Annotated in this window: 17 protein-coding genes and 2 pseudogenes; 6 read left to right on the forward strand and 13 right to left on the reverse strand. The window is 59.8% G+C overall.

Annotated elements, in window-relative coordinates:
• Positions 1 to 57 precede the first annotated feature (57 nt).
• Positions 58 to 688, forward strand: a pseudogene (locus AACY49_RS12870) (porin); the annotation flags it as partial.
• A gap of 91 nt (positions 689 to 779) precedes the next feature.
• On the opposite strand, the gene copD reads toward AACY49_RS12870, so the two are convergent.
• A complete protein-coding gene (gene copD / locus AACY49_RS12875) occupies positions 780 to 1,640 on the reverse strand; it encodes a copper homeostasis membrane protein CopD (protein WP_339524138.1) in 861 nt (286 codons plus the stop codon).
• A gap of 3 nt (positions 1,641 to 1,643) precedes the next feature.
• Positions 1,644 to 2,009 (reverse strand): copper homeostasis periplasmic binding protein CopC, encoded by a 366-nt coding sequence (gene copC / locus AACY49_RS12880; RefSeq protein ID WP_258696124.1) that lies wholly within the window; start codon positions 2,007 to 2,009, stop codon positions 1,644 to 1,646.
• Positions 2,010 to 2,148: 139 nt separating this feature from the next.
• Here copC and AACY49_RS12885 point away from each other — a divergent pair, with 139 nt between their 5' ends.
• A complete protein-coding gene (locus AACY49_RS12885; RefSeq protein WP_258696123.1) occupies positions 2,149 to 2,769 on the forward strand; it encodes a TetR/AcrR family transcriptional regulator in 621 nt (206 codons plus the stop codon).
• A gap of 140 nt (positions 2,770 to 2,909) precedes the next feature.
• Here the strand turns inward: AACY49_RS12885 and preA are convergent, their stop codons facing one another.
• The 3 genes from preA to hydA all read right to left on the reverse strand — a co-directional run bounded on the left by preA (position 2,910) and on the right by hydA (position 7,159).
• The gene (gene preA / locus AACY49_RS12890; RefSeq protein WP_258696122.1) at positions 2,910 to 4,184 is read right to left on the reverse strand and encodes an NAD-dependent dihydropyrimidine dehydrogenase subunit PreA; all 1,275 of its coding nucleotides are present in this window, start codon (positions 4,182 to 4,184) and stop codon (positions 2,910 to 2,912) included.
• On the reverse strand, positions 4,185 to 5,552 hold the full coding sequence (locus AACY49_RS12895) for an NAD(P)-dependent oxidoreductase (RefSeq protein WP_339524141.1): 1,368 nt from the start codon (positions 5,550 to 5,552) through the stop codon (positions 4,185 to 4,187).
• Between the two features lie 167 nt (positions 5,553 to 5,719).
• A complete protein-coding gene (hydA, locus tag AACY49_RS12900; RefSeq protein WP_339524143.1) occupies positions 5,720 to 7,159 on the reverse strand; it encodes a dihydropyrimidinase in 1,440 nt (479 codons plus the stop codon).
• 620 nt (positions 7,160 to 7,779) lie between these two features.
• Here hydA and AACY49_RS12905 point away from each other — a divergent pair.
• Together AACY49_RS12905 and AACY49_RS12910 are read left to right on the forward strand one after the other, a co-directional pair.
• Positions 7,780 to 9,264, forward strand: coding sequence for an NCS1 family nucleobase:cation symporter-1 (locus AACY49_RS12905; RefSeq protein ID WP_339524145.1), 1,485 nt, complete (start codon positions 7,780 to 7,782; stop codon positions 9,262 to 9,264).
• Between the two features lie 129 nt (positions 9,265 to 9,393).
• Positions 9,394 to 10,677, forward strand: coding sequence for a Zn-dependent hydrolase (locus AACY49_RS12910; protein ID WP_339524147.1), 1,284 nt, complete (start codon positions 9,394 to 9,396; stop codon positions 10,675 to 10,677).
• A 57-nt stretch (positions 10,678 to 10,734) separates the two neighbouring features.
• Here AACY49_RS12910 and AACY49_RS12915 read toward each other — a convergent pair whose 3' ends face one another.
• Entirely contained in the window at positions 10,735 to 11,148 is a 414-nt protein-coding gene (locus AACY49_RS12915; protein ID WP_258696117.1) for a DUF6691 family protein, read from the reverse strand.
• 2 nt (positions 11,149 to 11,150) lie between these two features.
• Positions 11,151 to 11,585 carry a YeeE/YedE family protein gene (locus AACY49_RS12920; RefSeq protein ID WP_339524150.1) on the reverse strand — a complete coding sequence of 145 codons (435 nt, stop codon included), beginning with the start codon at positions 11,583 to 11,585 and terminating at the stop codon, positions 11,151 to 11,153.
• A 333-nt stretch (positions 11,586 to 11,918) separates the two neighbouring features.
• Between AACY49_RS12920 and AACY49_RS31820 the strand changes: the two are divergent.
• Positions 11,919 to 12,008, forward strand: a pseudogene (locus AACY49_RS31820) (DUF1652 domain-containing protein); the annotation flags it as partial.
• Between the two features lie 420 nt (positions 12,009 to 12,428).
• On the opposite strand, the gene AACY49_RS12925 reads toward AACY49_RS31820, so the two are convergent.
• From AACY49_RS12925 to AACY49_RS12935, 3 genes are all read right to left on the reverse strand, one after another.
• Positions 12,429 to 13,544 (reverse strand): Gfo/Idh/MocA family protein, encoded by a 1,116-nt coding sequence (locus tag AACY49_RS12925; RefSeq protein WP_339524152.1) that lies wholly within the window; start codon positions 13,542 to 13,544, stop codon positions 12,429 to 12,431.
• A 182-nt stretch (positions 13,545 to 13,726) separates the two neighbouring features.
• Positions 13,727 to 14,494 carry an SDR family oxidoreductase gene (locus tag AACY49_RS12930; RefSeq protein WP_030130434.1) on the reverse strand — a complete coding sequence of 256 codons (768 nt, stop codon included), beginning with the start codon at positions 14,492 to 14,494 and terminating at the stop codon, positions 13,727 to 13,729.
• A 38-nt stretch (positions 14,495 to 14,532) separates the two neighbouring features.
• Complete coding sequence (locus AACY49_RS12935; protein ID WP_339524158.1) at positions 14,533 to 15,600, reverse strand: phosphotransferase family protein; 1,068 nt, start codon at positions 15,598 to 15,600, stop codon at positions 14,533 to 14,535.
• A gap of 188 nt (positions 15,601 to 15,788) precedes the next feature.
• Here AACY49_RS12935 and AACY49_RS12940 point away from each other — a divergent pair, with 188 nt between their 5' ends.
• Entirely contained in the window at positions 15,789 to 16,184 is a 396-nt protein-coding gene (locus AACY49_RS12940) for a DUF4280 domain-containing protein (RefSeq protein ID WP_258696113.1), read from the forward strand.
• Between the two features lie 198 nt (positions 16,185 to 16,382).
• Here the strand turns inward: AACY49_RS12940 and AACY49_RS12945 are convergent, their stop codons facing one another.
• The 3 genes from AACY49_RS12945 to AACY49_RS12955 all read right to left on the reverse strand — a co-directional run bounded on the left by AACY49_RS12945 (position 16,383) and on the right by AACY49_RS12955 (position 20,763).
• A complete protein-coding gene (locus AACY49_RS12945; protein ID WP_339524160.1) occupies positions 16,383 to 16,925 on the reverse strand; it encodes a toxin-antitoxin system YwqK family antitoxin in 543 nt (180 codons plus the stop codon).
• A 12-nt stretch (positions 16,926 to 16,937) separates the two neighbouring features.
• Entirely contained in the window at positions 16,938 to 18,947 is a 2,010-nt protein-coding gene (gene tssI, locus AACY49_RS12950; protein WP_339524162.1) for a type VI secretion system Vgr family protein, read from the reverse strand.
• Between the two features lie 97 nt (positions 18,948 to 19,044).
• Positions 19,045 to 20,763, reverse strand: a complete 1,719-nt coding sequence (locus AACY49_RS12955) for a hypothetical protein (RefSeq protein ID WP_258696110.1) — start codon at positions 20,761 to 20,763, stop codon at positions 19,045 to 19,047.
• Between the last annotated feature and the right edge of the window lie 55 nt (positions 20,764 to 20,818).

The following is a 20,818-nucleotide window of genomic DNA, read 5'->3' on the forward strand; positions in this document are numbered from 1 at the left end:
GCCGGTCAGCTTTCGATAATCGCCTCCGACATCAAGTCCCCCGTTGCGGAGCGCGTCATGCACAACAATAAGAACTTCAAGCATCGTTTCTTGCCGGCCTTCATCGCCAGCCTGTCGTCCCTGGGCCTGAGCTCAATGGCCGAGGCCGAGATCATGCTGTACGACAAGGACCAGACCACGTTCTCCACGGATGGCTACATCAACGCCTTCTACGTGAACAGCGACGTGAACCGGGCTGGCGAGTAGTATGACCGGCGCCAGGCGCGGGTGAAGATGGGGTTTGTGCCCAACTACCTGGGCTTCAACATGGGCAAGCAGGTCGATGACCTCAAGCTCGGCGCCCGCGCCTCGTTCTGGGTGACCATCAACGACAGCGAAACCAACGGCACCGACACGGCCATCGACGTGCGGCAGTTCTACGGCACGGTGGCCAATCCAGAGTGGGGCGAGGTGCTGATCGGCAAGGACTTCGGCCTGTTTGCCCGCTTCAACATCCTGCTCGACACTGCTCGCCGGTTATGGTCAGGTCAGCGATACGTTGGGCCTGGTGGACGGCGGCGGGGTGTCGTTCGGCAACATCGGCAGCGGTTATCCGTACCCGTTCCCGACGTCGCAGATTACCTATCGCACCCCGATGATGGACGGCTTGCGGGTGGCGGTGGGGATCATGGACCCGGTCGACACCAACGACAGCAGCGCGACCGGCAAGGCATACCGGAACATCATTGTTGACTGGAGGGCCGCTTTCGCGAGCAAGCCCGCACACATTGGATTTGTGTTCAGGCAGTGATCATCGGGGGCAGGGTGCCCAGTAGCGAAACCGCCGCCACCGCGCCAATCCCCAGCAACCACTCCAGCATGACGCTGGCACGCAACTGTCCCAGGCGCTGCTGGCAATCCTTGACCCGCAGCCAATTGAACAGCGCCAACCCCAGCATCCCGATCACCAGCACAACCTTGATCAACAGGATCAGCGCAAACCCGGACAGCAACGGCGTCGGCCAGAACACGCCGGTCAATACCCGCACGTTGATCAGCCCGGTCATCACCAGTCCCGCCACCAAGGCGTAACCGATCCCGCTGAAGCGTTGCAGGATTGCACTCAATGGATGAGTTGCCGGTTGGCGCAAGATCATCACCAGCAACATCAACCCACCGAGCCAGGCGCCGACGCAGGCCAGGTGAATAATTTGGTTGAGGATCAGCAATTGGCCTTGCAGGCCATCGAGCATGGCGCCATGACCGACCGGGGCAAGCGTCGCCAGCAGCAGGCTGGAAAGGCTGATGCGCCAAAGCGTACTGGAACGCCAAGGCGTCAGCAGCAGGGCCATGAGCAACAGATTGAGCAGCAGATGCCAACGCCAGACCTGACCGAAAAAGGTAGTGCTCAGCACCAGGCCTAGCGTCGCCGGATCGAATGCCGCATCCGCGGAGCCAGCCATGCTGGCGGTGATCAGCAGCAACCAGCCGACGCCACTGATTAACGCGATAGCGGTAAGCCCGCGAGTCACTCGCGCCAGAGACGGATCCAGCCACGCCGTTTCACGGCCCAACAGCAGAGGCCGGAACACCCAGGCCCCGAACAGCATCAGCACCACGGTGAAATGCAGAAAGCGGCACAGCACCAACGCATCGGTCATGAATTACTGACCGACCTTGAAGCGATAGGCGCCTTCACTCTTATGGGTGTCGACCGACACGGCATGCCATTCGACTTTGTAGTCGCCGGCGGCCAACGGCGCGGCCGGGGTGACGATCAGGGTTTTCTTGTCGCTGCCTTCGGTGGCGAGGTTTTTCACCGGCACGTCGGCGCCGTCCTTGCTGATCGTCACTTTGGTGAACGCCGCTTCAACCCCTTCGGAAAACTTCAGGCGCAGTTCTGCAGGCGCGCTGACGGTGCTGTCGGCCGCCGGGGTCTGGCTTTTCAGGTGTGCGTGGGCAAACACCGAAGAGGCAGCGAGCATCGAAGCGAGGAGGGCGGTGGCGGTCAGGGCGTTCTTGAGCAACATCGTGAAGACCTCAGGGGCAGGTTCAAAGAGGCGGCCAGTTTACCTGCCACAAGACCTGAGTACGAAGTTTCGTTTTCCCCTGTCGCCCCGATCCAGAGCGGATGCTAGTCTTGACCAACGCTGTTGTCAGGGAGCCCTCATGGGCAATCACAAGATCGAGATTCGTCGCAGTAACGTCGAAAAAATTCTGCTGGGGGCCGAAAAAGTCTTCGCCGAAAAAGGTTTCGGCGGCACCGCCATGGCCGACATCGCCGCCGAAGTGCAACTGCCGCGTTCCAATCTGCATTACTACTTCAGCACCAAGAGCGAGCTGTACAGCGCGGTGCTGCTGGGTTTGCTGGAGGTCTGGAAGCAGGACGCCCTGTGCTTCGAGATGTTCGACGACCCGCGAGTGGTGCTCAGCAGCTACATCCGCGCCAAGATGAACCATTCCCGCAGCCGGCCTTACGGTTCGAAAGTCTGGGCCAACGAAATCATCCACGGCGCGCCGACCCTGGGTGAGAAGCTGGACGCCAGCCTGTACGACTGGGCCAAGATGAAAGAAGCGAAAATTCGCCAATGGGTGGACGACAAACGCATCCTGCCGGTGGAGCCTTCCAGCCTGTTGTACATGATCTGGGCCTCGACCCAGCATTACGCCGACTTCGATCACCAGGTGAATATTCTTAACGATCACCAGCCGCTGTCGGACATGCAGTTCGAACGGGCGGTGCAGACGGTGACCAGTGTGATATTGCGTGGGATTGGGTTGGAGCCTTGAGTTGTGCGGTGCAGCGGCGAGCCCCATCGCGGGCAAGCCCGCTCCCACAGGGTTCTAGGTGTACACGGAAATTGTGTACGACATAAATCACTGTGGGAGCGGGCTCGCCCGCGATGGCGTCCGTTCAGGCGCCGCAGGGTTTAAAGGACAACATGATAGGGATTGCGCGGATCATGATTCCAATCCAGAAACGGCTTGCCGGTATCCATCGGCACCATCTCGATGCAATCCTGCACCGGGCAGGTAATCTGACACAGGTTGCAGCCCACGCACTCATCATCGATCACTTCATACTTATGCGTCCCGTCCGCCTGTTTGAGGCTCGCAATCGCCTGGTGCGAGGTATCTTCGCAAGCGATGTGGCAGCGACCGCAGCCGATACACGCCTCCTGATCGATCTTGGCAATCACCTGATAGTTGATGTCCAGGTACTTCCAGTCCGTGGTGTTGCCCACCGCACGCCCGGAAAACTCCGACACGCTGGCGTAGCCCTGACTGTCCATCCAGCGTGACAAACCGTCCTTCATCTCCTCGACAATCCGGAAACCATGCAGCATCGCCGCCGTGCACACCTGCACCGAGCCGCTGCCCAGGGCAATGAATTCAGCCGCATCGCGCCAACTGCCAATCCCGCCAATGCCACTGATCGGCAAGCCCTGGGTCTGCGGATCGCGAGCGATTTCGGCGACCATGTTCAACGCAATCGGCTTCACCGCCGAGCCGCAATAACCGCCATGGGTGCTTTGGCTGCCGACGGCGGGATTGGCGACCATGCGTTCCAGGTTGACGCTGGTGATCGAATTGATGGTGTTGATCAACGACACCGCATCGGCCCCGCCCCGGTAGGCGGCACGGGCGGCGACGCGGATGTCGGTGATGTTTGGCGTGAGCTTGACGATCACCGGCAGCGAGCAATAAGTCTTGCACCAGCGGGTGACCTGTTCGACGTATTCCGGCACTTGGCCTACCGCCGCACCCATGCCCCGTTCCGGCATGCCGTGGGGGCAGCCGAAATTCAGCTCGATGCCATCGGCCCCGGTGGCTTCCACCAGCGGCAGGATGTTTTTCCACGACGCTTCGACGCAGGGCACCATCAACGACACGATCAGCGCGCGATCCGGCCAGTCCTTTTTGACCTGGGTGATTTCCCGCAGGTTGATTTCCAGGGAGCGGTCGGTGATCAGCTCGATGTTGTTGAAACCAAGCACCTCCCGATTAGCCCCGAAGTGTGCCGAGTAACGTGACGATACGTTGACCGCTGCCGGGTCTTCACCCAAGGTTTTCCAGACCACGCCACCCCAGCCAGCCTCGAACGCGCGAACCACGTTGTAGGCTTTGTCGGTGGGCGGCGCGGACGCCAGCCAGAACGGATTGGGGGCTTTGATACCGGCGAAAACAATCGAGAGATCGGCCATTTACGCAGCCTCCACGTTGAGCATGAGTTGAGCGTTGATGGCCTCGGCAGCCAGCTTGCCGTGCTGCACGGCTTGCACGGTGAGGTCCTGATCGAGGCTGGTGCAGTCGCCGCCGGCATACACACCGGGAATGCTGGTGCGCAGCTGTTCGTCGACGAGGATTCGATCGCCCTGACGCTTGAGTTCACGGGCCAGCGGATCGGCGAGGGCGCCGGCATCGAAGGCCTGGCCGATGGCTTTGAAGATCGCGTCGGCGGCCAGTTCGAAGGTTTCGCCGGTGCTTTGCAGGCGACCTTCCACCAACCGGGTGCGGGCGAAGCGCATGCCGCGCACCTTGCCCTTATCGTCGAGCAGCACTTCTTGCGGTTGCGCCCAGGTCAGCAGGCGCACCTGATTGGCCTTGGCGATGTCCTGTTCGTGACCGGTGGCGCCCATGTCCGGGGCGCCGCGGCGGTACACCAGATTCACATCCCGGGCGCCGAGGCGGGCCATTTGCACGGCCATGTCGATGGCGGTGTTGCCGGCGCCGAGGACAATGCAGCGCTCGGCCAGCGGCAGTTGCGTCAGGTCATCGGCCTGGCGCAGTTCGCGGATGTAATCGGTGGCGGCGAGCAGGCCGGGGGCATCTTCGTGAGCGAGCCCCAACTGTTTGCTGGCGGCCAGGCCGAGGCCGAGGAACACCGCGTCGAATTGCTGATGCAGTTCGCTGAGGGTCAGGTTGTCGCCGAGCTTCTGCCCGTGGCGAATCTCGATGCCGCCGATCCCCATCAGGAATTCAAGTTCCTTCTGCGCGTAATCGTCCACCAGCTTGTACTTGGCGATCCCGTATTCGTTGAGGCCACCAGCCTTTTCCCTCGCCTCGAAAATCACCACGTCATGACCGTGCATGGCACTGCGGTGCGCGCAGGACAAACCGGCCGGGCCGGCACCGACCACGGCGATGCGCTTGCCGGTTGCGGCGGCGCGCTGGAACGGGTGTTCGCTGAAGTGGGCGTTGTCCACGGCATAGCGTTGCAACAGGCCGATCAGCACCGGCGCGCATTCCTGGGCGTTGTTGCGCACGCAGGCTTGCTGGCACAGGATTTCCGTCGGACAGACCCGGGCACAACTGCCGCCGAGGATGTTGGCGGAGAGGATTTTCTGTGCCGCGCCCTGAACGTTTTCCTGATGGATATTGCGGATGAACGACGGAATGTCGATGTCACTCGGGCAGGCATTCACGCATGGCGCGTCGTAACAATACAGACAGCGCGAGGCTTCCAGATGCGCCTGACGGTCGTTGAGTGGCGGCGCCAGATCGGTGAAATGGCCGGCGAGGGCGGCCGCGTCCTCATGGGGATGCGGGAGGTGGTTCAGGGTCTTGATCACGGTTTAAGGCCTCATGTTTTTTGAGGTGCTGCCTCTGATGGGCTGATCGTTCCCACGCTCTGCGTGGGAATGCCTCAGGGGACGCTCCGCGTTCCAATGGGACGCAGAGCGTCCCGGGCTGCATTCCCACGCAGAGCGTGGGAACGATCAGGTCCGGGAGTACAGGTTCAGCGTTTCACTGCCGTCGGCTTGTGCAACTCAGCCCGCTTGCTCAGCAAATCGAACACCGCCGGATACGCCGGCCGTTCGACATACCGCCCGGCACCACGCTCGGCCCGCAAATCACCATCGGCCCACACCACTCGGCCCTGGCTGACGGTGTGGCTCGGCACGCCGCGTACGGTCTTGCCTTCAAAGATGTTGAAGTCGACCTGCTGGTGATGGGTCTTGGCTGAAATCGTCCGTGTACCTTCCGGGTCCCACAGCACCAGATCGGCATCGGCACCTACACGGATCGCCCCTTTGCGCGGATAGAGGTTGAAGATCTTCGCGGTGTTGGTGGAGGTGAGGGCAACGAAGTGCTGCATCGACAAGCGCCCGCTGTTCACCCCTTCATCCCAAAGCACCGCCATGCGGTCTTCGATACCGGCGGTGCCGTTGGGGATCTTGCTGAAGTCGTCACGGCCGGCGGCTTTTTGTTCGGCGCAGAAGCAGCAGTGGTCGGTGGCGGTGGTGTGCAGGTTGCCTGCTTGCAGGCCATGCCAAAGGGCTTCCTGATGGCCGCGAGGACGGAAGGGCGGGCTCATCACGTAACCGGCGGCGGTCTGCCAGTCCGGGTGTTGGTAAACGCTGTCGTCCAGCAGCAGATGCCCGGCCAGCACTTCGCCGTAAACCGGTTGGCCCTTGGCGCGGGCATAGGTGATTTCGTCGAGGGCTTCCTTGGTCGAGACATGGACCAGGTACAGCGGCGTGCCGAGGGTTTCGGCGATGCGGATCGCCCGGCTCGCAGCTTCACCTTCCACCTGCGAAGGCCGCGACAGCGGATGCGCTTCCGGCCCGGTGATGCCCTGGGCCATCAACTTGCGTTGCAGGTGATAGACCAGCTCGCCGTTTTCCGCGTGCACGGTGGGCACTGCGCCCAATTCCAGACAACGCTCGAAACTCGCCACCAGCGTATCGTCGGCGGCCATGATCGCGTTCTTGTAGGCCATGAAATGCTTGAAGCTGTTGACTCCGTGATGGTTGACCAGCTCGGCCATTTCCTCGCGAACCTGTTCGCTCCACCAGGTGATGGCGACGTGAAAGCCGTAGTCCGACGCAGACTTCTCCGCCCAGCCGCGCCATTGATGAAATGCCTCCATCAACGATTGCTGCGGGTTGGGAATCACGAAGTCGATGATCGAGGTGGTGCCGCCGGCAAGCCCCGCCGCAGTACCGCTGAAGAAATCTTCGCTGGCCACGGTGCCCATGAAGGGCAGCTGCATGTGCGTGTGCGGATCGATGCCACCGGGCATCAGGTATTGGCCGCTGCCGTCGAGCACTTGCGCATCGGCGGGAACATCAAGGTTTTCACCAATGGCTTTGATCACGCCGTCGGCGCAATAGACGTCGGCGCGATAACTTTCATCATGGGTAATAACGGTGGCGCCACGGATCAACAGAGACATTCCGAGTTCCTCGCAGGCATGACCGACTGTTGCCGGTTCTAGATGTTTTATAGGAAGCAGACGCCAATCGGTGTATTCCTGTCAGCGCTGTCAAGAATAGACGCTAGCTGCAGTTAGCGGATTGAGCAAGAATATTTTTTATAAGCTTATTACTGTTTTAACTAATTGATAAATAACGATAAAAATTGAAAATCACCAAAATGGTGAGACCTCTCACCATTTTGACGCACTTGACAGGTTAGAAATATGGTCAAGATTTTCTATGTGAAATCAGCCGCTTGAGGATGGTCTATGGTTGATGCGCAACCTTGCAAAAAAGATCGACGCACCAGATTGAGTCCTGACTGTTCGGACAACTTGCCTGGCATTCGGCCTGAGTGGCATGGCAACTCACCGCGGATTCAATAGTTGGATAAATAAAGCTGATTAAGATCAGTTGGTTAGCGAAATTTTATGGCACTGCCCGATGCGCAAGCGGGGCACCCGGCACGTTTATTGATGCCGCCGCTGACACCTTGGCCGGGCCATAAAAGTTGTCAGTTTCTCCGGCCATCGTCCGGCTTGCGCACTCGCGCCAGCCCCTGATGAGCAAAAATAATCAAAAGAACAGTGGAGCGGCCATGCAACAGATCAGATCGCAAGTGACCGAGCGCGACGGCTTGTTTGAGCTCGAAGCCGGCAGCGACGTCCTCGACAGTCCCCGTTACAACCACGACATGGCACCGACCAAGGTGCGCGAACGAACCTGGAACAAATGGCACATCACCGCGCTGTGGGTCGGCATGGCGATCTGCGTACCGACCTACACCCTCGGCGGCGTGCTCACTGCCTATTTCGGCCTGACCGTCGGCGAAGCGTTGCTGGCGATTCTGTTCGCCAACATCATCGTGCTGATCCCGCTGACCCTGAATGCCTTCCCTGGCACCAAGTACGGCATTCCGTTTCCGGTGTTGCTGCGCTCGTCCTTCGGCATTCTCGGTTCCAACATTCCGTGCCTGATTCGTGCCTTGGTGGCGTGTGGCTGGTTCGGCATCCAGACCATGTTCGGCGGGCTGGCGATTCACCTGTTTCTCGGTTCGGTGTCCGATGACTGGAAAGCCCTCGGCGGTATCGGCGAAGTAATCGGCTTCATGCTGTTCTGGGCCTTGAACCTGTGGGTGGTGATTCGCGGCGCGGACTCGATCAAATGGCTGGAAACCCTTTCGGCACCCTTGTTGGTGCTGGTGGGCGTGGGGCTGCTGGTGTGGGCGATGCCGAACGTGTCGATGACCGAATTGATGGCGATCCCGGCCAAGCGTCCGGAAGGGGCCAGCGTGGTCAGTTACTTTGCCGCCGGGCTGACCGCCATGGTCGGGTTCTGGGCCACTTTGTCGCTGAATATTCCGGACTTCAGTCGCTACGCAAAAAGCCAGAAGGATCAGATTGTCGGGCAGGTTATCGGCTTGCCCTTGACCATGTTCCTGTTCGCCTCCCTCGGCGTGGTGATGACGGCCGCTTCGGTAAAACTGGTGGGCGTCACCGTCTCCGATCCGGTCACGTTGATCGGCCATATCCAGAGCCCGGTCTGGGTCGCCCTGGCCATGGCGCTGATCATCATCGCCACGTTGTCGACCAACACCGCGGCCAACATTGTTTCGCCGACCAACGATTTCCAGAACGTTGCGCCCAAGATCATCAACCGCACTAAAGCCGTGATGCTCACGGGGTTGGTCGGCTTGGCGCTGATGGCTCATGAACTGTTGAAGAAGCTGGGTCTGATCGTTTCGGATTTAAGCCTGGAGACGGTGTATTCCAACTGGTTGCTGGGTTATTCGAGCCTGCTGGGCCCGATCGCCGGGATCATGGTGGTGGATTATTTCCTGATCAAGAAACAGCAACTGGACCTGGCCGGACTTTACCGCGATGACGTTTACCCGGCGTGGAACTGGTTCGGCTTTATCGCGTTTGGTGTGCCGGTGGTGTTGACACTGTTGTCGCTGGGCAGCGATGCATTCAGCTGGTTCTACAGCTACGGCTGGTTCACTGGCTCGGCCCTTGGTGGGCTGATTTATTACGGGTTGAGTGTGATGCGGCCGAGTCCTACTGCCGTGAAATCGGCTGTTTGATCATTCCCACGCTCTGCGTGGGAATGTAGCCCGGGACGCTCCGCGTCCCAGAAGCGGACGCAGAGCGTCCATGGATGAACTCCCACGCAGAGCGTGGGAACTATCAGAAGAAAAACTGAGGAGATCATCATGAACGCTGCCGTAGACGTTCTGCAGTCCACCCATCAGCACATCAACCGCGACCGTCTGTGGCAGTCGCTCATGGAGCTGGCCAAGCTCGGCGCCACGGTCAAGGGCGGCGTCTGCCGGCTGGCCCTGACCGACCTCGATCGCCAGGCCCGGGACATTTTCGTGAACTGGTGCGAGGAGGCCGGCTGCACCGTCACCATCGACGCGGTCGGCAACATCTTCGCCCGTCGGCCCGGCCGCAATCCGAACCTGCCGCCGGTGATGACCGGCAGCCACATCGACACTCAACCCACCGGTGGCAAGTTCGACGGTTGCTTCGGCGTGCTGGCCGGGGTCGAAGTGCTGCGCACCCTCAATGACCTGGGCGTGGAAACCGAAGCGCCGCTGGAAGTGGTGGTCTGGACCAACGAAGAAGGCTCGCGCTTCGCCCCGTGCATGATGGGCTCCGGCGTGTTCGCGGAAAAATTCACCCTCGAAGAAACCCTGGCCAAGGTCGATGCCGAGGGCGTGACCGTTGGCGAAGCCCTGAACGCCATTGGTTATGCCGGGCCGCGCAGGGTCAGCGGCCATGCCGTGGGCGCCTATTTCGAAGCACACATTGAACAAGGCCCGATTCTTGAGGACGAACACAAAACCATCGGCGTAGTGATGGGCGCCCTCGGGCAGAAATGGTTCGACCTGAAACTGCGCGGCGTCGAAGCCCATGCCGGCCCGACGCCGATGCACCTGCGCAAGGACGCTCTGGTCGGCGCCTCGGTGATCGTCGGCGCGGTCAATCGCGCCGCCCTCGGCCATCAACCCCACGCCTGCGGCACAGTCGGCTGCCTGCAAGCCTACCCGGGTTCGCGCAACGTGATTCCCGGCGAAGTGCGCATGACCCTGGACTTCCGTCATCTGGAACCGGCGCGACTCGATTCAATGATCGCCGAAGTCCGCGAAGTCATCGAAACCACCTGCGAGGAACACGGCCTGACCTTCGAACTGACACCCACCGCTGACTTCCCGCCGCTGTACTTCGACAAGGGCTGCGTCGAAGCGGTACGCGGCGCCGCTCAAGGGCTTGGTCTGTCGCACATGGACATCGTCAGCGGGGCAGGGCACGACGCAATCTTCCTCGCCGAACTCGGCCCGGCCGGGATGATCTTCGTGCCCTGCGAAGGCGGCATCAGCCACAACGAAATCGAAAACGCCGCGCCGGATGATCTGGCGGCCGGCTGTGCGGTGTTGTTGCGGGCGATGCTGGCGGCTTCGGATGCGATTGCCAGTGGCAAGCAAGCGGCTTGAGCCATCGGCCTAGCGGGTATCGGTTGTTCGATAGCCTCATTCTGGTGGCCGGGATGCTCAGCGGCGGGTTTGCAGCGCTTTGAATATCAGCATCCCCGCCAGCATGGCGATGACAAACACCCAGGCCTGCCAGTGGCCCGTCGGTAGCAACACCAGCGCTGGGCCGGGGCAGATGCCGGCAATGCCCCAACCGACTCCGAAGAGCAGGCTGCCACCGATCAGGCGCCGATCCAGCTCACGGCTGATCGGCAACTGCATGGGGGCCCCCAGCAAAGACGTCGGTTGTTTGATGGCCCAATGAAACGGTCCCCAGGCCACGGCAATGGCCCCGATCATGACCAGCGCCAGGGAGGGATCCCACACGCCGGTAATGTCCAGAAAACCCAGCACTTTGGCCGGGTTTGCCATGCCGGCCAGCAACAGGCCGATGCCGAACAGCAGGCCAGCGAGGAACGCGGTCAGTTTGCGCATGTTCAATACCCCAGCAGATGGCGCAGGACGAACACCGTCACGAAGCCGGCGAACATGAAGCTTAAGGTGGCGGCAATGGAGCGCGGTGACAGGCGCGAGATACCGCACACGCCGTGGCCACTGGTGCATCCGGAGCCATAACGAGTGCCGACGCCGACACACAATCCGGCGACGATCAGGCCCACGGTACCGGTTTTGAATTCGATGGCCGGCCACACATGAAACAACGCCCACAACAACGGCGCCGCCAATAGTCCGAGCAGGAACAGGGCTTTTTCGCCCCGCCCCGAATCATGACGCTCAAGCAGACTGCCTAACAGTCCGCTGATTCCGGCCACCCGTCCGTTAGCCACCACCATGACGCTGGCGGCCAGACCGATCAGTGCACCTCCGGCCAAGGCGGACCATGGGGTGAAGTGAAGCGAATCAAGCATCATGGCAACTCTCCAGACGGGCAAGGAGCGGGCACTAAACCACTCTTTTCTGTTTGAGCATAGGGCTGCTTTTTGGGTACCCGCGTCACAAAGCCGAATCCTCAATCGTCATCCTGTTGACCCCCTCAAATTGCAGAGCCAAAAGGTGCAAATGCTCCATTGGCGGTGGTGCAAATTCATGTGTTGGGCAGGGCGTGTTTTTTTAGGCTGTCAGGGTGCGATACGAGACTTTGGCCCGGTATCGCGTCCTCTTCGATGCAGCTAAAGGAACAGCCACATGGGTAGCGAACAGATCAGGCACGCGGTCGATCGTGCGTCGCAGTCAAGGTGGGCCGGATGATTTATCTGGCGCAATTGCGAATGCAACTGGAGCGAAGTTTTTCGCTGTTGAGCTGTGATTGTGCGCTCACAGGGGATAATTCGTTGAGGTCTATCCGGTGTTTTCTGGCATTGGTGGGTGTCTGGGCTATAAGGAATGCGAGGGTATTTCTTTTCTGTGACTGGTCCGCAGGTTCGCGGTGTGGTTTGTGTCGCGGAAAATGTCGATTACTTACCGTGGGTCAGCCTATGAACAGTCTTGGGAAATGTGCTTTTTCGCCACTGTCGCTCGCACTCTGTGTGGCGATTCTGGGAGGTTGCGCCAGTCCGCCGCCTCCACCGCCCGCTGCGCCGCCACCGACACCGGTTCGTACCTGTTCGACCACCGAAAGTACCGATGTGCAGGGTGATATGAGGGCTGAGGGGCAGGTGACCCGGACCACGACCCTGACCCGTTGCGTCACTCAGTAAGCCGGGTCAGGTGTACCGGCGCGATGTGCGACCGGCGGGTGTGGCTTGAGTAGCAGGTCAGACTTCCTCGATCCTGACCCACCGCGACTCGCGTGCCGCCAAACGAATCGCCGTCGCCAGGCGTTCGACTTCCCACGCCTGCTCGAAATCCGTTCCGTCCTGACCGAGGCCGGCCAGCGCCATTACCAACTCATGCACTTCCAGGGTCTTGAGTTCGTTGTAACCCAACTGGTGCCCCGGCGCCGGACTGAAGGCGGCGTAACCCGGCAAGTCCGGCCCCGCCAACAACCGTTGGAAGCCGCCTTGCCCCGTGCGATACAGCCGCAGTTCATTCAAGCGTTCCTGATCGAACGCCAGGGTGCCCTGGGTGCCGCTGATTTCAAAACTCAGGTGATTCTTGTAACCGTGTTTGAGCCAACTGCTGCTGAATGTCCCGCGCGCGCCGTTGGCGAACCGCAGCAACGCGTGGACCTGATCGTCGACCGCGACCTCGCGTCGTTCCTGACCGCCCAACGTAACGGGGCGTTGCCCGTGCACGGTCTGGGTGTCCGCGCACACCGCCTCGACATCGCCCAGCAGATGACGGGCCATGGCCAGCAAGTGACTGCCCAGGTCTGCCAAGGCACCGCCGGCGTAATCGGCGTCGCAGCGCCAGGACCAGGGTGAAACGGGATCGGCCATGAAGTCTTCGCTGAACTCGCCCTGGAAACTGATGATCTGCCCCAACGCTCCGTTTTGAATCAAATCCCGAGCCAGGCCGATGATCGGGTTGTGCTGGTAGTTGTAACCGACCCGCGTCACCACGCCGGCAGCTTTGGCGGCAAGGCGCATGGCACTGGCTTGTTCGAGGTTCACGGCCAGCGGTTTTTCGCAGTACACCGGTTTGCCGGCGGCGAGGGCGGCCATGGCCATGGGATAGTGCAGGTGATTGGGGGTGGTGATGGCGATCAGGTTGACCTTGGGGTCATTGATCAGCTGTTGCCAGTCGCTGTGCGCGGCATCGAAGCCCCAGCTCTCGGCGCAGTGGCGGGCGCGCTGCGGATCGGCGTCAGCGAGGGCGGTGAGTTTGAGCTTCAGTGGTAATTCAAAAACAGCGCTGACGTTGCGAAAGGCCAAGGCGTGGGCGCGGCCCATGAAACCTGTGCCGATGAGTCCGATACCGAGTTCGCGCATAGCCGGGGTCCTTTGGGTTTTTATATTCAGGAGGGCTACTTATGGAATAAATATTCCCAATATGCAAATGGTGGAATAAATATTCTCGTGCTGGATCCGATAGAAGCGTCGGAAATGGTGTGCACACATGGGAAACAAAAAAGGCAGCCTTAGGCTGCCTTCGGTTTATTCGCAGAACCGGATCAGGACAGGAACCCGCCATCCACATTCAGCGAAACCCCGGTCGTGTAGCTCGACGCATCACTCGCCAGATACAACACCGCACCGGCCATTTCACTCGGGTCCGCCACACGCTTGAGCGGAATCTGCTGCAGCGCGGTTTTCAGAATGGCGTCGTTCTTCACCAGCGCCGAAGCGAATTTGGTATCGGTCAGACCCGGCAGCAGGGCGTTGCAGCGAATGCCGAATTGCGCGCACTCCTTGGCGAAGACTTTGGTCATGTTGATCACGGCTGCCTTGGTCACCGAGTAGATGCCCTGAAAGATCCCCGGCGAGATGCCGTTGATCGAGGCGACGTTGATGATGCTGCCGCCACCGTGTTCGCGCATCAGCTTGCCGGCTTCCACCGACATGAAGAAATAGCCGCGAATGTTCACGTCGACGGTTTTCTGGAAGGCACTGAGGTCGGTGTCCAGCACGTTGCAGAACTGTGGGTTGGTCGCCGCGTTGTTGACCAGAATGTCCAGGCGCCCGAACTGTTCGCGGATACCGGCGAAGACCTGGGTGATCTGCTCCATTTCACCGATGTGGCAGGCGATGGCGGTGGCCTTGCCGCCGGCGGCGATGATCGCGTCGGCGACGTGCTGGCAACCGTCGAGCTTGCGGCTCGAGACGATCACATGGGCACCTTGCTGCGCCAGCAGTTTGGCGATGGCTTCACCGATACCGCGGCTGGCGCCGGAGACGAAAGCGATCTTGCCGTCGAGGTCGAACAACTGAGTCTTGGACATGATTTTTCCTTGTTTTTGGGCCCGATCTGCGGCCGTGATCAGAGGCTGGATTTCGAGATGACTTGCAGGCTCATCTGCTCCAGCAGTTTGTTCATGTGAATGAACTGCGCGAAGCGTTTGTCCTGGGTCTGACCATGGAAGAAGCGGTAGTAGATCTGCTGCACGATGCCGGCCAGACGGAACAGGCCGTAGGCGTAGTAGAAGTCGAAATTGTCGATCTGGATGCCGGAGCGTTCGGCGTAGTAATCGACGAATTCGCGGCGGGTCAGCATGCCGGGGGCGTGGCTTGGCTGGCGGCGCATCAGTTGCACCGGCGCCGGGTCATTGGCCTCGATCCAGTAGGCGAGGGTGTTGCCCAGGTCCATCAGCGGATCGCCGAGGGTGGTCAGCTCCCAATCCAGCACGCCGATGATTTGCATCGGGTTGTCGGGGTCGAGGATCACGTTGTCGAAGCGGTAATCGTTGTGGACGATGCTCGACGTCGGGTGATCGGCCGGCATCTTGTCGTTGAGCCAGGTCTTCACCGCTTCCCACTTCGGCGCATCCGGGGTCAGGGCTTTTTCGTAGCGCTCGCTCCAGCCTTTGATTTGCCGCGCAACATAACCTTCGGGTTTGCCGAGGTCACCCAGGCCATAGGCCTTGTAGTCGACCCGATGCAATTCCACGAACTTGTCGATGAAGCTTTTGCACAGGGCTTCGGTCTTCGCTGAATCAAGCTCCAGTTCCGGCGGCAGTTCGGCGCGCAGGATGATGCCCTTGACCCGCTCCATCACATAGAACTCGGCGCCGATTACTGACTCATCGGTGCAGTGCACGTAGGCTTTGGGGCAATAGGGAAAGCCGTCCCGAAGCTGATTGAGGATGCGAAATTCACGGCCCATGTCATGGGCGGACTTGGCCTTGTGGCCGAACGGTGGCCGACGCAGGACGAACTCCTGTTCGGGGTATTCCAGCAGGTAAGTCAGGTTCGACGCACCGCCCGGAAACTGGCTGATCACAGGCAAGCCACTCAGGCCCGGAATGTGCGCCTTGAGGTACGGATCGATCAGGCTGGCATCGAGTTCTTCGCCGGTGCGGATACGGGTGGACTGGTCAGTAAGCGCCATGCTTATCCCTTCTGCTTATTTTGGAGGCCAGACATCATTGGCTAATCTAATGGCGCGCCGGGGTGGCCACAAGCGCGGCACGGTCTTATAGGTTAGCGTGTTGCCGGATAATCAGCGTTCCTGATGTGCGCGAACAGGCTCGGCGGACTATGGTTCAGGGAGCACCGCTTCCAGGAAGGAGATTCGACATGGGCTGTCCGCAAGTTTGCTCCACCGCGACCCTGCAATGCAGTTTCGGCGCGGCGCCGGCGGTACTCAACGTGCTGCCGGTGAACCGCACGATGACCGGGGGGATGCCGGCGGCGAACATCATGGACCACATTCCGCTGGTGAACGTCATGCCGTTCGGCACGTGCATGAGCATGGCCAACCCGATGGTCGCCGCGGCTACCGCTGCAGCACTTGGCGTACTGACGCCGATGCCGTGCATTCCCGCCACCGCCACCCCCTGGATCCCCGGCGGTGCGCCGACCCTGCTGCTGGGCGGCATGCCGGCCATCGATGCCAACAGCACCCTGATGTGCAACTGGGCCGGGGTGATCAAGATTGTGATGCCGGGACAAATGCAGATGCTGATTCCCTGATTCACACGATCAAACTGTGGGAGTGGGCTGCTCGCGAAGGCGGTATGTTGGGCGACATTGATGCTGGATGTGAGGGCCTCATCGCGGGCAAGCCCGCTCCCACAGGGGATCTCCTGTGAATGCAGTATGTGTGAACAACAGTGATCACTGTGGGAGCGGGCTTGCCCGCGATGGGGGCATCTCAGCCAAAACAAGGCTTTAGGCTTGAGCAGGATCGCTCCAGCGCCTGAACCACCAGCGTATCCGTGAGATCGGCTTGCCGTCCGCATCCAGCGGTCGTCCGTCGCTGGCGAAGCCTTGTTCCGGTTCCAGCAATTGACCGTTGAGGTAACGGGCCTCGACCGCAGGTTTGCCATTGGGATGAAAACGCTGATAACGGCCGTCGCGCACGCCGTCACGGTAGAACTCGGCCTCGGCCAGTTGGCCGTCGGGAAAGTAATTGAACGCCTCGCCATGCAGCAGCCCTCGGCGGTAAGTCGCCTTGCGCTGCAGCCCGCCTTCGGGGGCATAGAAACTGGCGATCCCTTGCAGCTTGTCACGGACAAACGGTAGCTGCGCCGAGACCTTGCCATTGGGGTGGTAGAGCAGAGTGGTGCCTTGCAGTTCGCCCTGGCTGTAGTGCAAATCAGCCTGCGCGCGTCCGTCATCCTTGATGTGCAGCGCACCGTCGAGCTGGCCATCGAGCAAGCGACCTTTGAGCTGTTTATCGTTCTGCTGCAAGTCCAGCGGGGTGATGGCCATGGGTTCTCCTTGTCAGTTGACCTGCACCAGACCACCCTTGATGGTCAGCATGCCGCCGCCATCCACGGTCTGCGAAGCGGCGCCCTTGTTGGTCAGGCTGATTCCGGCATCGTTGGTCATCGTCGTGCCGGCCTTGTTTTCCAACGAGGTGCCAGCCTGATTGCTCAGGGACGTGCCGGCCTTCTGGCTGATCGAAGTACTGGCCTCGGCCGCCAGATCGGCGCCGCTCTTGATCGTGAAACTGCCGCCGCTTTGCAGGGTCAGGGTGCCGGTCACCTTGATGGTCAGGTTGCCGTCCACCGTCAGGCTGTAATCACCGGTGACCTTGTGTGTGTAATTTCCCCCAGTGCTATGGGTCTGGTCAGCGCCCACGGTTACCGTACGACTGTCCTTCACATCGAGATTGTCGCTGCCCGTCTGGATGGTCACGCTGCGTTTGCCTTTCTCCAGCGTGACGGTCTCGTCGCCTTCTTTCACCGTGCGGGTGCGGGCATTTTGTACGGTGAGGGTTTCGTCATGACCGACGGTGGCGGTGGTGTCGTTGAGCACGTTGAACTTCAGATCCTTTTGCGCCTGCAAAAACACTTCTTCGGCATCCTTCTTGTCCTCGAAGCGCAACTCGTTGAAACCCCCTCCGCCCTTGGACGATTGGGTCTTGATCCCCGACTGGGTCTGATTCGCCGGCAGCGCATAGGGCAGGGCGTTGTCACCGTTGTAGACGCAACCGGTCACCAACGGTCGATCCGGGTCGCCGTCGATAAAGGTCACGATGACTTCCTGGCCGATGCGCGGGACAAATTGCATACCAAAACCCTTGCCGCTCCAGGGCAACACCACCCGGACCCAGCAGGAACTGGCTTCGTCGTTCTTGCCGTCGCGATCCCACGGGAACTGCAACTTGATCCGGCCGTATTCGTCGGTCCAGATTTCTTCGCCCGACTTGCCAACGACGATCGCCATTTGCGTGTGCATGCGCGGTTTAGGTGTGATGCGTGTCGGGCGGTAAGGCGTGGCTTTGGGGATCGCTTCGAAGCGGTTGCGATAACTGTCATGGCTGGCTTGGTGAGTGACCGCCGTCACCACCCAATCGATATTCAACGTTGAATCATCGTGCCCGGCGAGGGTGAACCAGTGCCCCGGCACCAGCCAGCGGCAGTCGCTCTCACCGACAAAGCGCTTCTCTTGACTGCGCAACCCGTCGACCCGCTGCTTGGTCAGCGCATCGCCCCGGGCCTTGGCGTTGTACCCACCCGGATGCTCGTACATCGAGCGTGGTCCGGCCACCGCTTCGGCCTGACCGTACAGCGAAGTGGACGGGGTGGTGAACTCGTAATCCGTCGCCCGATAGACACCGGCCACCGCTTGCACGCAGACCTGCCCGGAGCGAATGCCGTGCAGTTCACGCTCGCCCAACTGCTGGCCAAGATAATTCACCTTCGGCCCGTTGGGGATCTGCACAAACGCATCGTTACTGTCACCCAACACCAGCGTGTGCTTACCGCTCTCATGAGTGAAAAACCAGAAAATCCCGTCTTCCTCCAGCAACCGCGAAACGAAAACGAAATCGGTTTCACCGTACTGCACGCAGTATTCGCGTGGGGTATAAGTGCCGCTGAGCTTCAGCAGGAAATCGGTAAAACCGTGAGCCTTGAAAATCGTGGTGACGATGTCCGAGGTACTGAGGTTCTGGAACACGCGGTTGTTGCTGGCCAGGGTCAGCCACCAGAGCCATGGCTTTAGAACAAGCTGATAGCGCTCGGCAGTGGCGTCGGCGGGGAGTTGGCGGATTTCGGCGACCAGTGAGTCCATTGGGCGGGTCAGGGCGTCGTTGTGCAGGGTGGTGGTGACATGCGTAGCGACGGCTGTGGTCAGGGTGAGGGAGGCGCCGTCGTTGAGGCCGTTGAGGGTTTGCGTGCCCAGCGCATTGAGGGTTTCTTCGCCGGACAGCGACTCAGGGTAAAGCGCCGACAGCGAAGCGGCGGTGAGGGAGAGGCTGGTGTTGCTGTCGGTGGTGCGGGGCATTGAATGGCCTCAGGTGGTCAATGAGTCAGCGTCGTCGTTAAAAGACTGCCCCTTCTATTGCATCTTGTTTCAAGCAAGTGACTTGCTTGCCCGGCATTCATGCCAACACTATTCCCTTGCTGCGCCAGTACATTTTCCACTCCGCTGTAGTGGTTACATATCCAACACAGTTGGCGACATGCTGTTCGGGGCCCCATATCTTGTCGAAGTGCAACAATTGCGCATCAAGGTCATGGTTCAATTCGACCAGTTTTTTATAGATCGCATCAGCGCAGCGGATAATAGTCGTTACTTGTGGATCGCTAAGCCCCCGTACGCTCTCGGGGCGGGTCCTTAAATATACAATCAACGCCACGGCCAGGTTAGCGGCAAAGGGTGAAAGGTCTGTCGTCTGAGCAATATAAACAGCCAGTTGTGTACGATTGCTGGTGTTGAAGTTGATGTCCCATTCGAAGTCGATGTGATGGGTGGAGGATTGGTAGGCATCCGGGTTCGCTGAGCCTCTAGGCAGTTCTCCGTCACTGGTCGTTAATCGGGGCGTAAAATACGTGCGCGTTCTTCCTCCCCTCACGGGTGTTGCCGGTACGAATTCGTTCAGTGCTTCAACGCCTGCCATGACCATGGCAATCCCCTCTGTGGGCCTGGCCGCAGCGGGAAGGGTATTGCTGATGTCTTTGTAGTTGGCCAGTGCGGCAATGGTTCGGCTGGCGTCGCCTTGTAGTTGTAGAGCGCTTCCGGTAAACCCGGCGGCACTGCTCATAGCCGACCCAATGACCATTAATGAGCGATCTGTAGTTCCGATCGCCAATAATGAGGGTACTGAACTGATGGCAAGGTTTCTGTCGTAAAAGGCCACGAGGTTCGCGGCAAGCTCAGGCGCCAGTACACCTCTCACCCCTTGCCTGAGTGTGTGCTCGGCACCCAGGGCATAGATCAGAAGATCGACAAGTGTAATAACTACATGCCCATCCGATCGCTCGAAGACCAGTCGCAGCTTGGTCGAACTTTCCACTCGTTCTATGCGCATCAACTTGTAAACACATCGAACGCCTGCGAAATGCTCCTGCACCGTGTTGTTCCTGTCGCCCGCCGGGAACGCTTCGCTGAACCTGGCCTCTGTGTTCCAGGCGGTGTCGCCACGTCCTGGGCGAGTGAACCAGCAAATCACATTCATTCTTCGTATATCGGCCAGCTCTACAGCCCAGGCCGCAGTCGCAGATCCACCGTATATCGCAACGGTAGTTTTTTCCGGTGAGAGACTGAGCGGCGTTGCCCAATCCGGGGACATGAAATCATTGCCTTTGATCACGCAATTGCCGAAGCCTCTGATGTCTTCTTCCGACAGATTTCCCGCTTCGGTAGCGAGTGGTCGGGCCGGGCCGGGCCCCGGCGCGAAGATGACGTTGTCGCAGACAATGGTTCCGCCGATTTCGCCTTCGACATGAGTGGTCAGCAAATACTTTGAGCCTTCTTTGGTAATTCGAGAGATATATGAATCAGGTAGCTGGGCGCAAGAATGGCGGGTCAGGTAGTGTTGTATGGTTTGCGAAAATTGTCCTGCGGTCAGGAAACTTCGCTCTGAAAGTTGAGCAGAGGTAAATCCTCGGTCTTCCCGACCGTGACCGAGCAGGTTCCCGGTCAGCAGTTGCCTGGGTTGTCCCATGGCGTGATCGTGACTCATTTTTTGCCAGAGATCGGCGCCGCCCACCACGCCAACGGCACCTAATGTCTGATTCACAGATTTTAGATACTGTTTGACAGACAGGAGATAGGCGGCTGACGAAATACCTGTGCCGATAACGATGGTGATTGGCATGCTGGGCTCCTTCGGTAATTCAGATTGATCTGCTTTTCAAATATTCAGTTTCTCT

The organism is Pseudomonas sp. EL_65y_Pfl2_R96, from assembly GCF_963970905.1.
Classification (GTDB): domain Bacteria; phylum Pseudomonadota; class Gammaproteobacteria; order Pseudomonadales; family Pseudomonadaceae; genus Aquipseudomonas.

Excerpts from the sequence above, each read along its gene's own strand:
- copD (WP_339524138.1), bottom strand. The coding sequence starts at position 1,640 with ATGACCGATGCGTTGGTGCTGTGCCGCTTTCTGCATTTCACCGTGGTG.
- AACY49_RS12905 (WP_339524145.1), top strand. The coding sequence starts at position 7,780 with ATGCAACAGATCAGATCGCAAGTGACCGAGCGCGACGGCTTGTTTGAG.
- hydA (WP_339524143.1), bottom strand. The coding sequence starts at position 7,159 with ATGTCTCTGTTGATCCGTGGCGCCACCGTTATTACCCATGATGAAAGT.
- AACY49_RS12935 (WP_339524158.1), bottom strand. The coding sequence starts at position 15,600 with ATGGCGCTTACTGACCAGTCCACCCGTATCCGCACCGGCGAAGAACTC.
- AACY49_RS12940 (WP_258696113.1), top strand. The coding sequence starts at position 15,789 with ATGGGCTGTCCGCAAGTTTGCTCCACCGCGACCCTGCAATGCAGTTTC.
- AACY49_RS12885 (WP_258696123.1), top strand. The coding sequence starts at position 2,149 with ATGGGCAATCACAAGATCGAGATTCGTCGCAGTAACGTCGAAAAAATT.
- AACY49_RS12925 (WP_339524152.1), bottom strand. The coding sequence starts at position 13,544 with ATGCGCGAACTCGGTATCGGACTCATCGGCACAGGTTTCATGGGCCGC.
- AACY49_RS12920 (WP_339524150.1), bottom strand. The coding sequence starts at position 11,585 with ATGATGCTTGATTCGCTTCACTTCACCCCATGGTCCGCCTTGGCCGGA.
- AACY49_RS12910 (WP_339524147.1), top strand. The coding sequence starts at position 9,394 with ATGAACGCTGCCGTAGACGTTCTGCAGTCCACCCATCAGCACATCAAC.
- tssI (WP_339524162.1), bottom strand. The coding sequence starts at position 18,947 with ATGCCCCGCACCACCGACAGCAACACCAGCCTCTCCCTCACCGCCGCT.
- copC (WP_258696124.1), bottom strand. The coding sequence starts at position 2,009 with ATGTTGCTCAAGAACGCCCTGACCGCCACCGCCCTCCTCGCTTCGATG.
- AACY49_RS12955 (WP_258696110.1), bottom strand. The coding sequence starts at position 20,763 with ATGCCAATCACCATCGTTATCGGCACAGGTATTTCGTCAGCCGCCTAT.
- AACY49_RS12930 (WP_030130434.1), bottom strand. The coding sequence starts at position 14,494 with ATGTCCAAGACTCAGTTGTTCGACCTCGACGGCAAGATCGCTTTCGTC.
- AACY49_RS12915 (WP_258696117.1), bottom strand. The coding sequence starts at position 11,148 with ATGCGCAAACTGACCGCGTTCCTCGCTGGCCTGCTGTTCGGCATCGGC.
- preA (WP_258696122.1), bottom strand. The coding sequence starts at position 4,184 with ATGGCCGATCTCTCGATTGTTTTCGCCGGTATCAAAGCCCCCAATCCG.
- AACY49_RS12945 (WP_339524160.1), bottom strand. The coding sequence starts at position 16,925 with ATGGCCATCACCCCGCTGGACTTGCAGCAGAACGATAAACAGCTCAAA.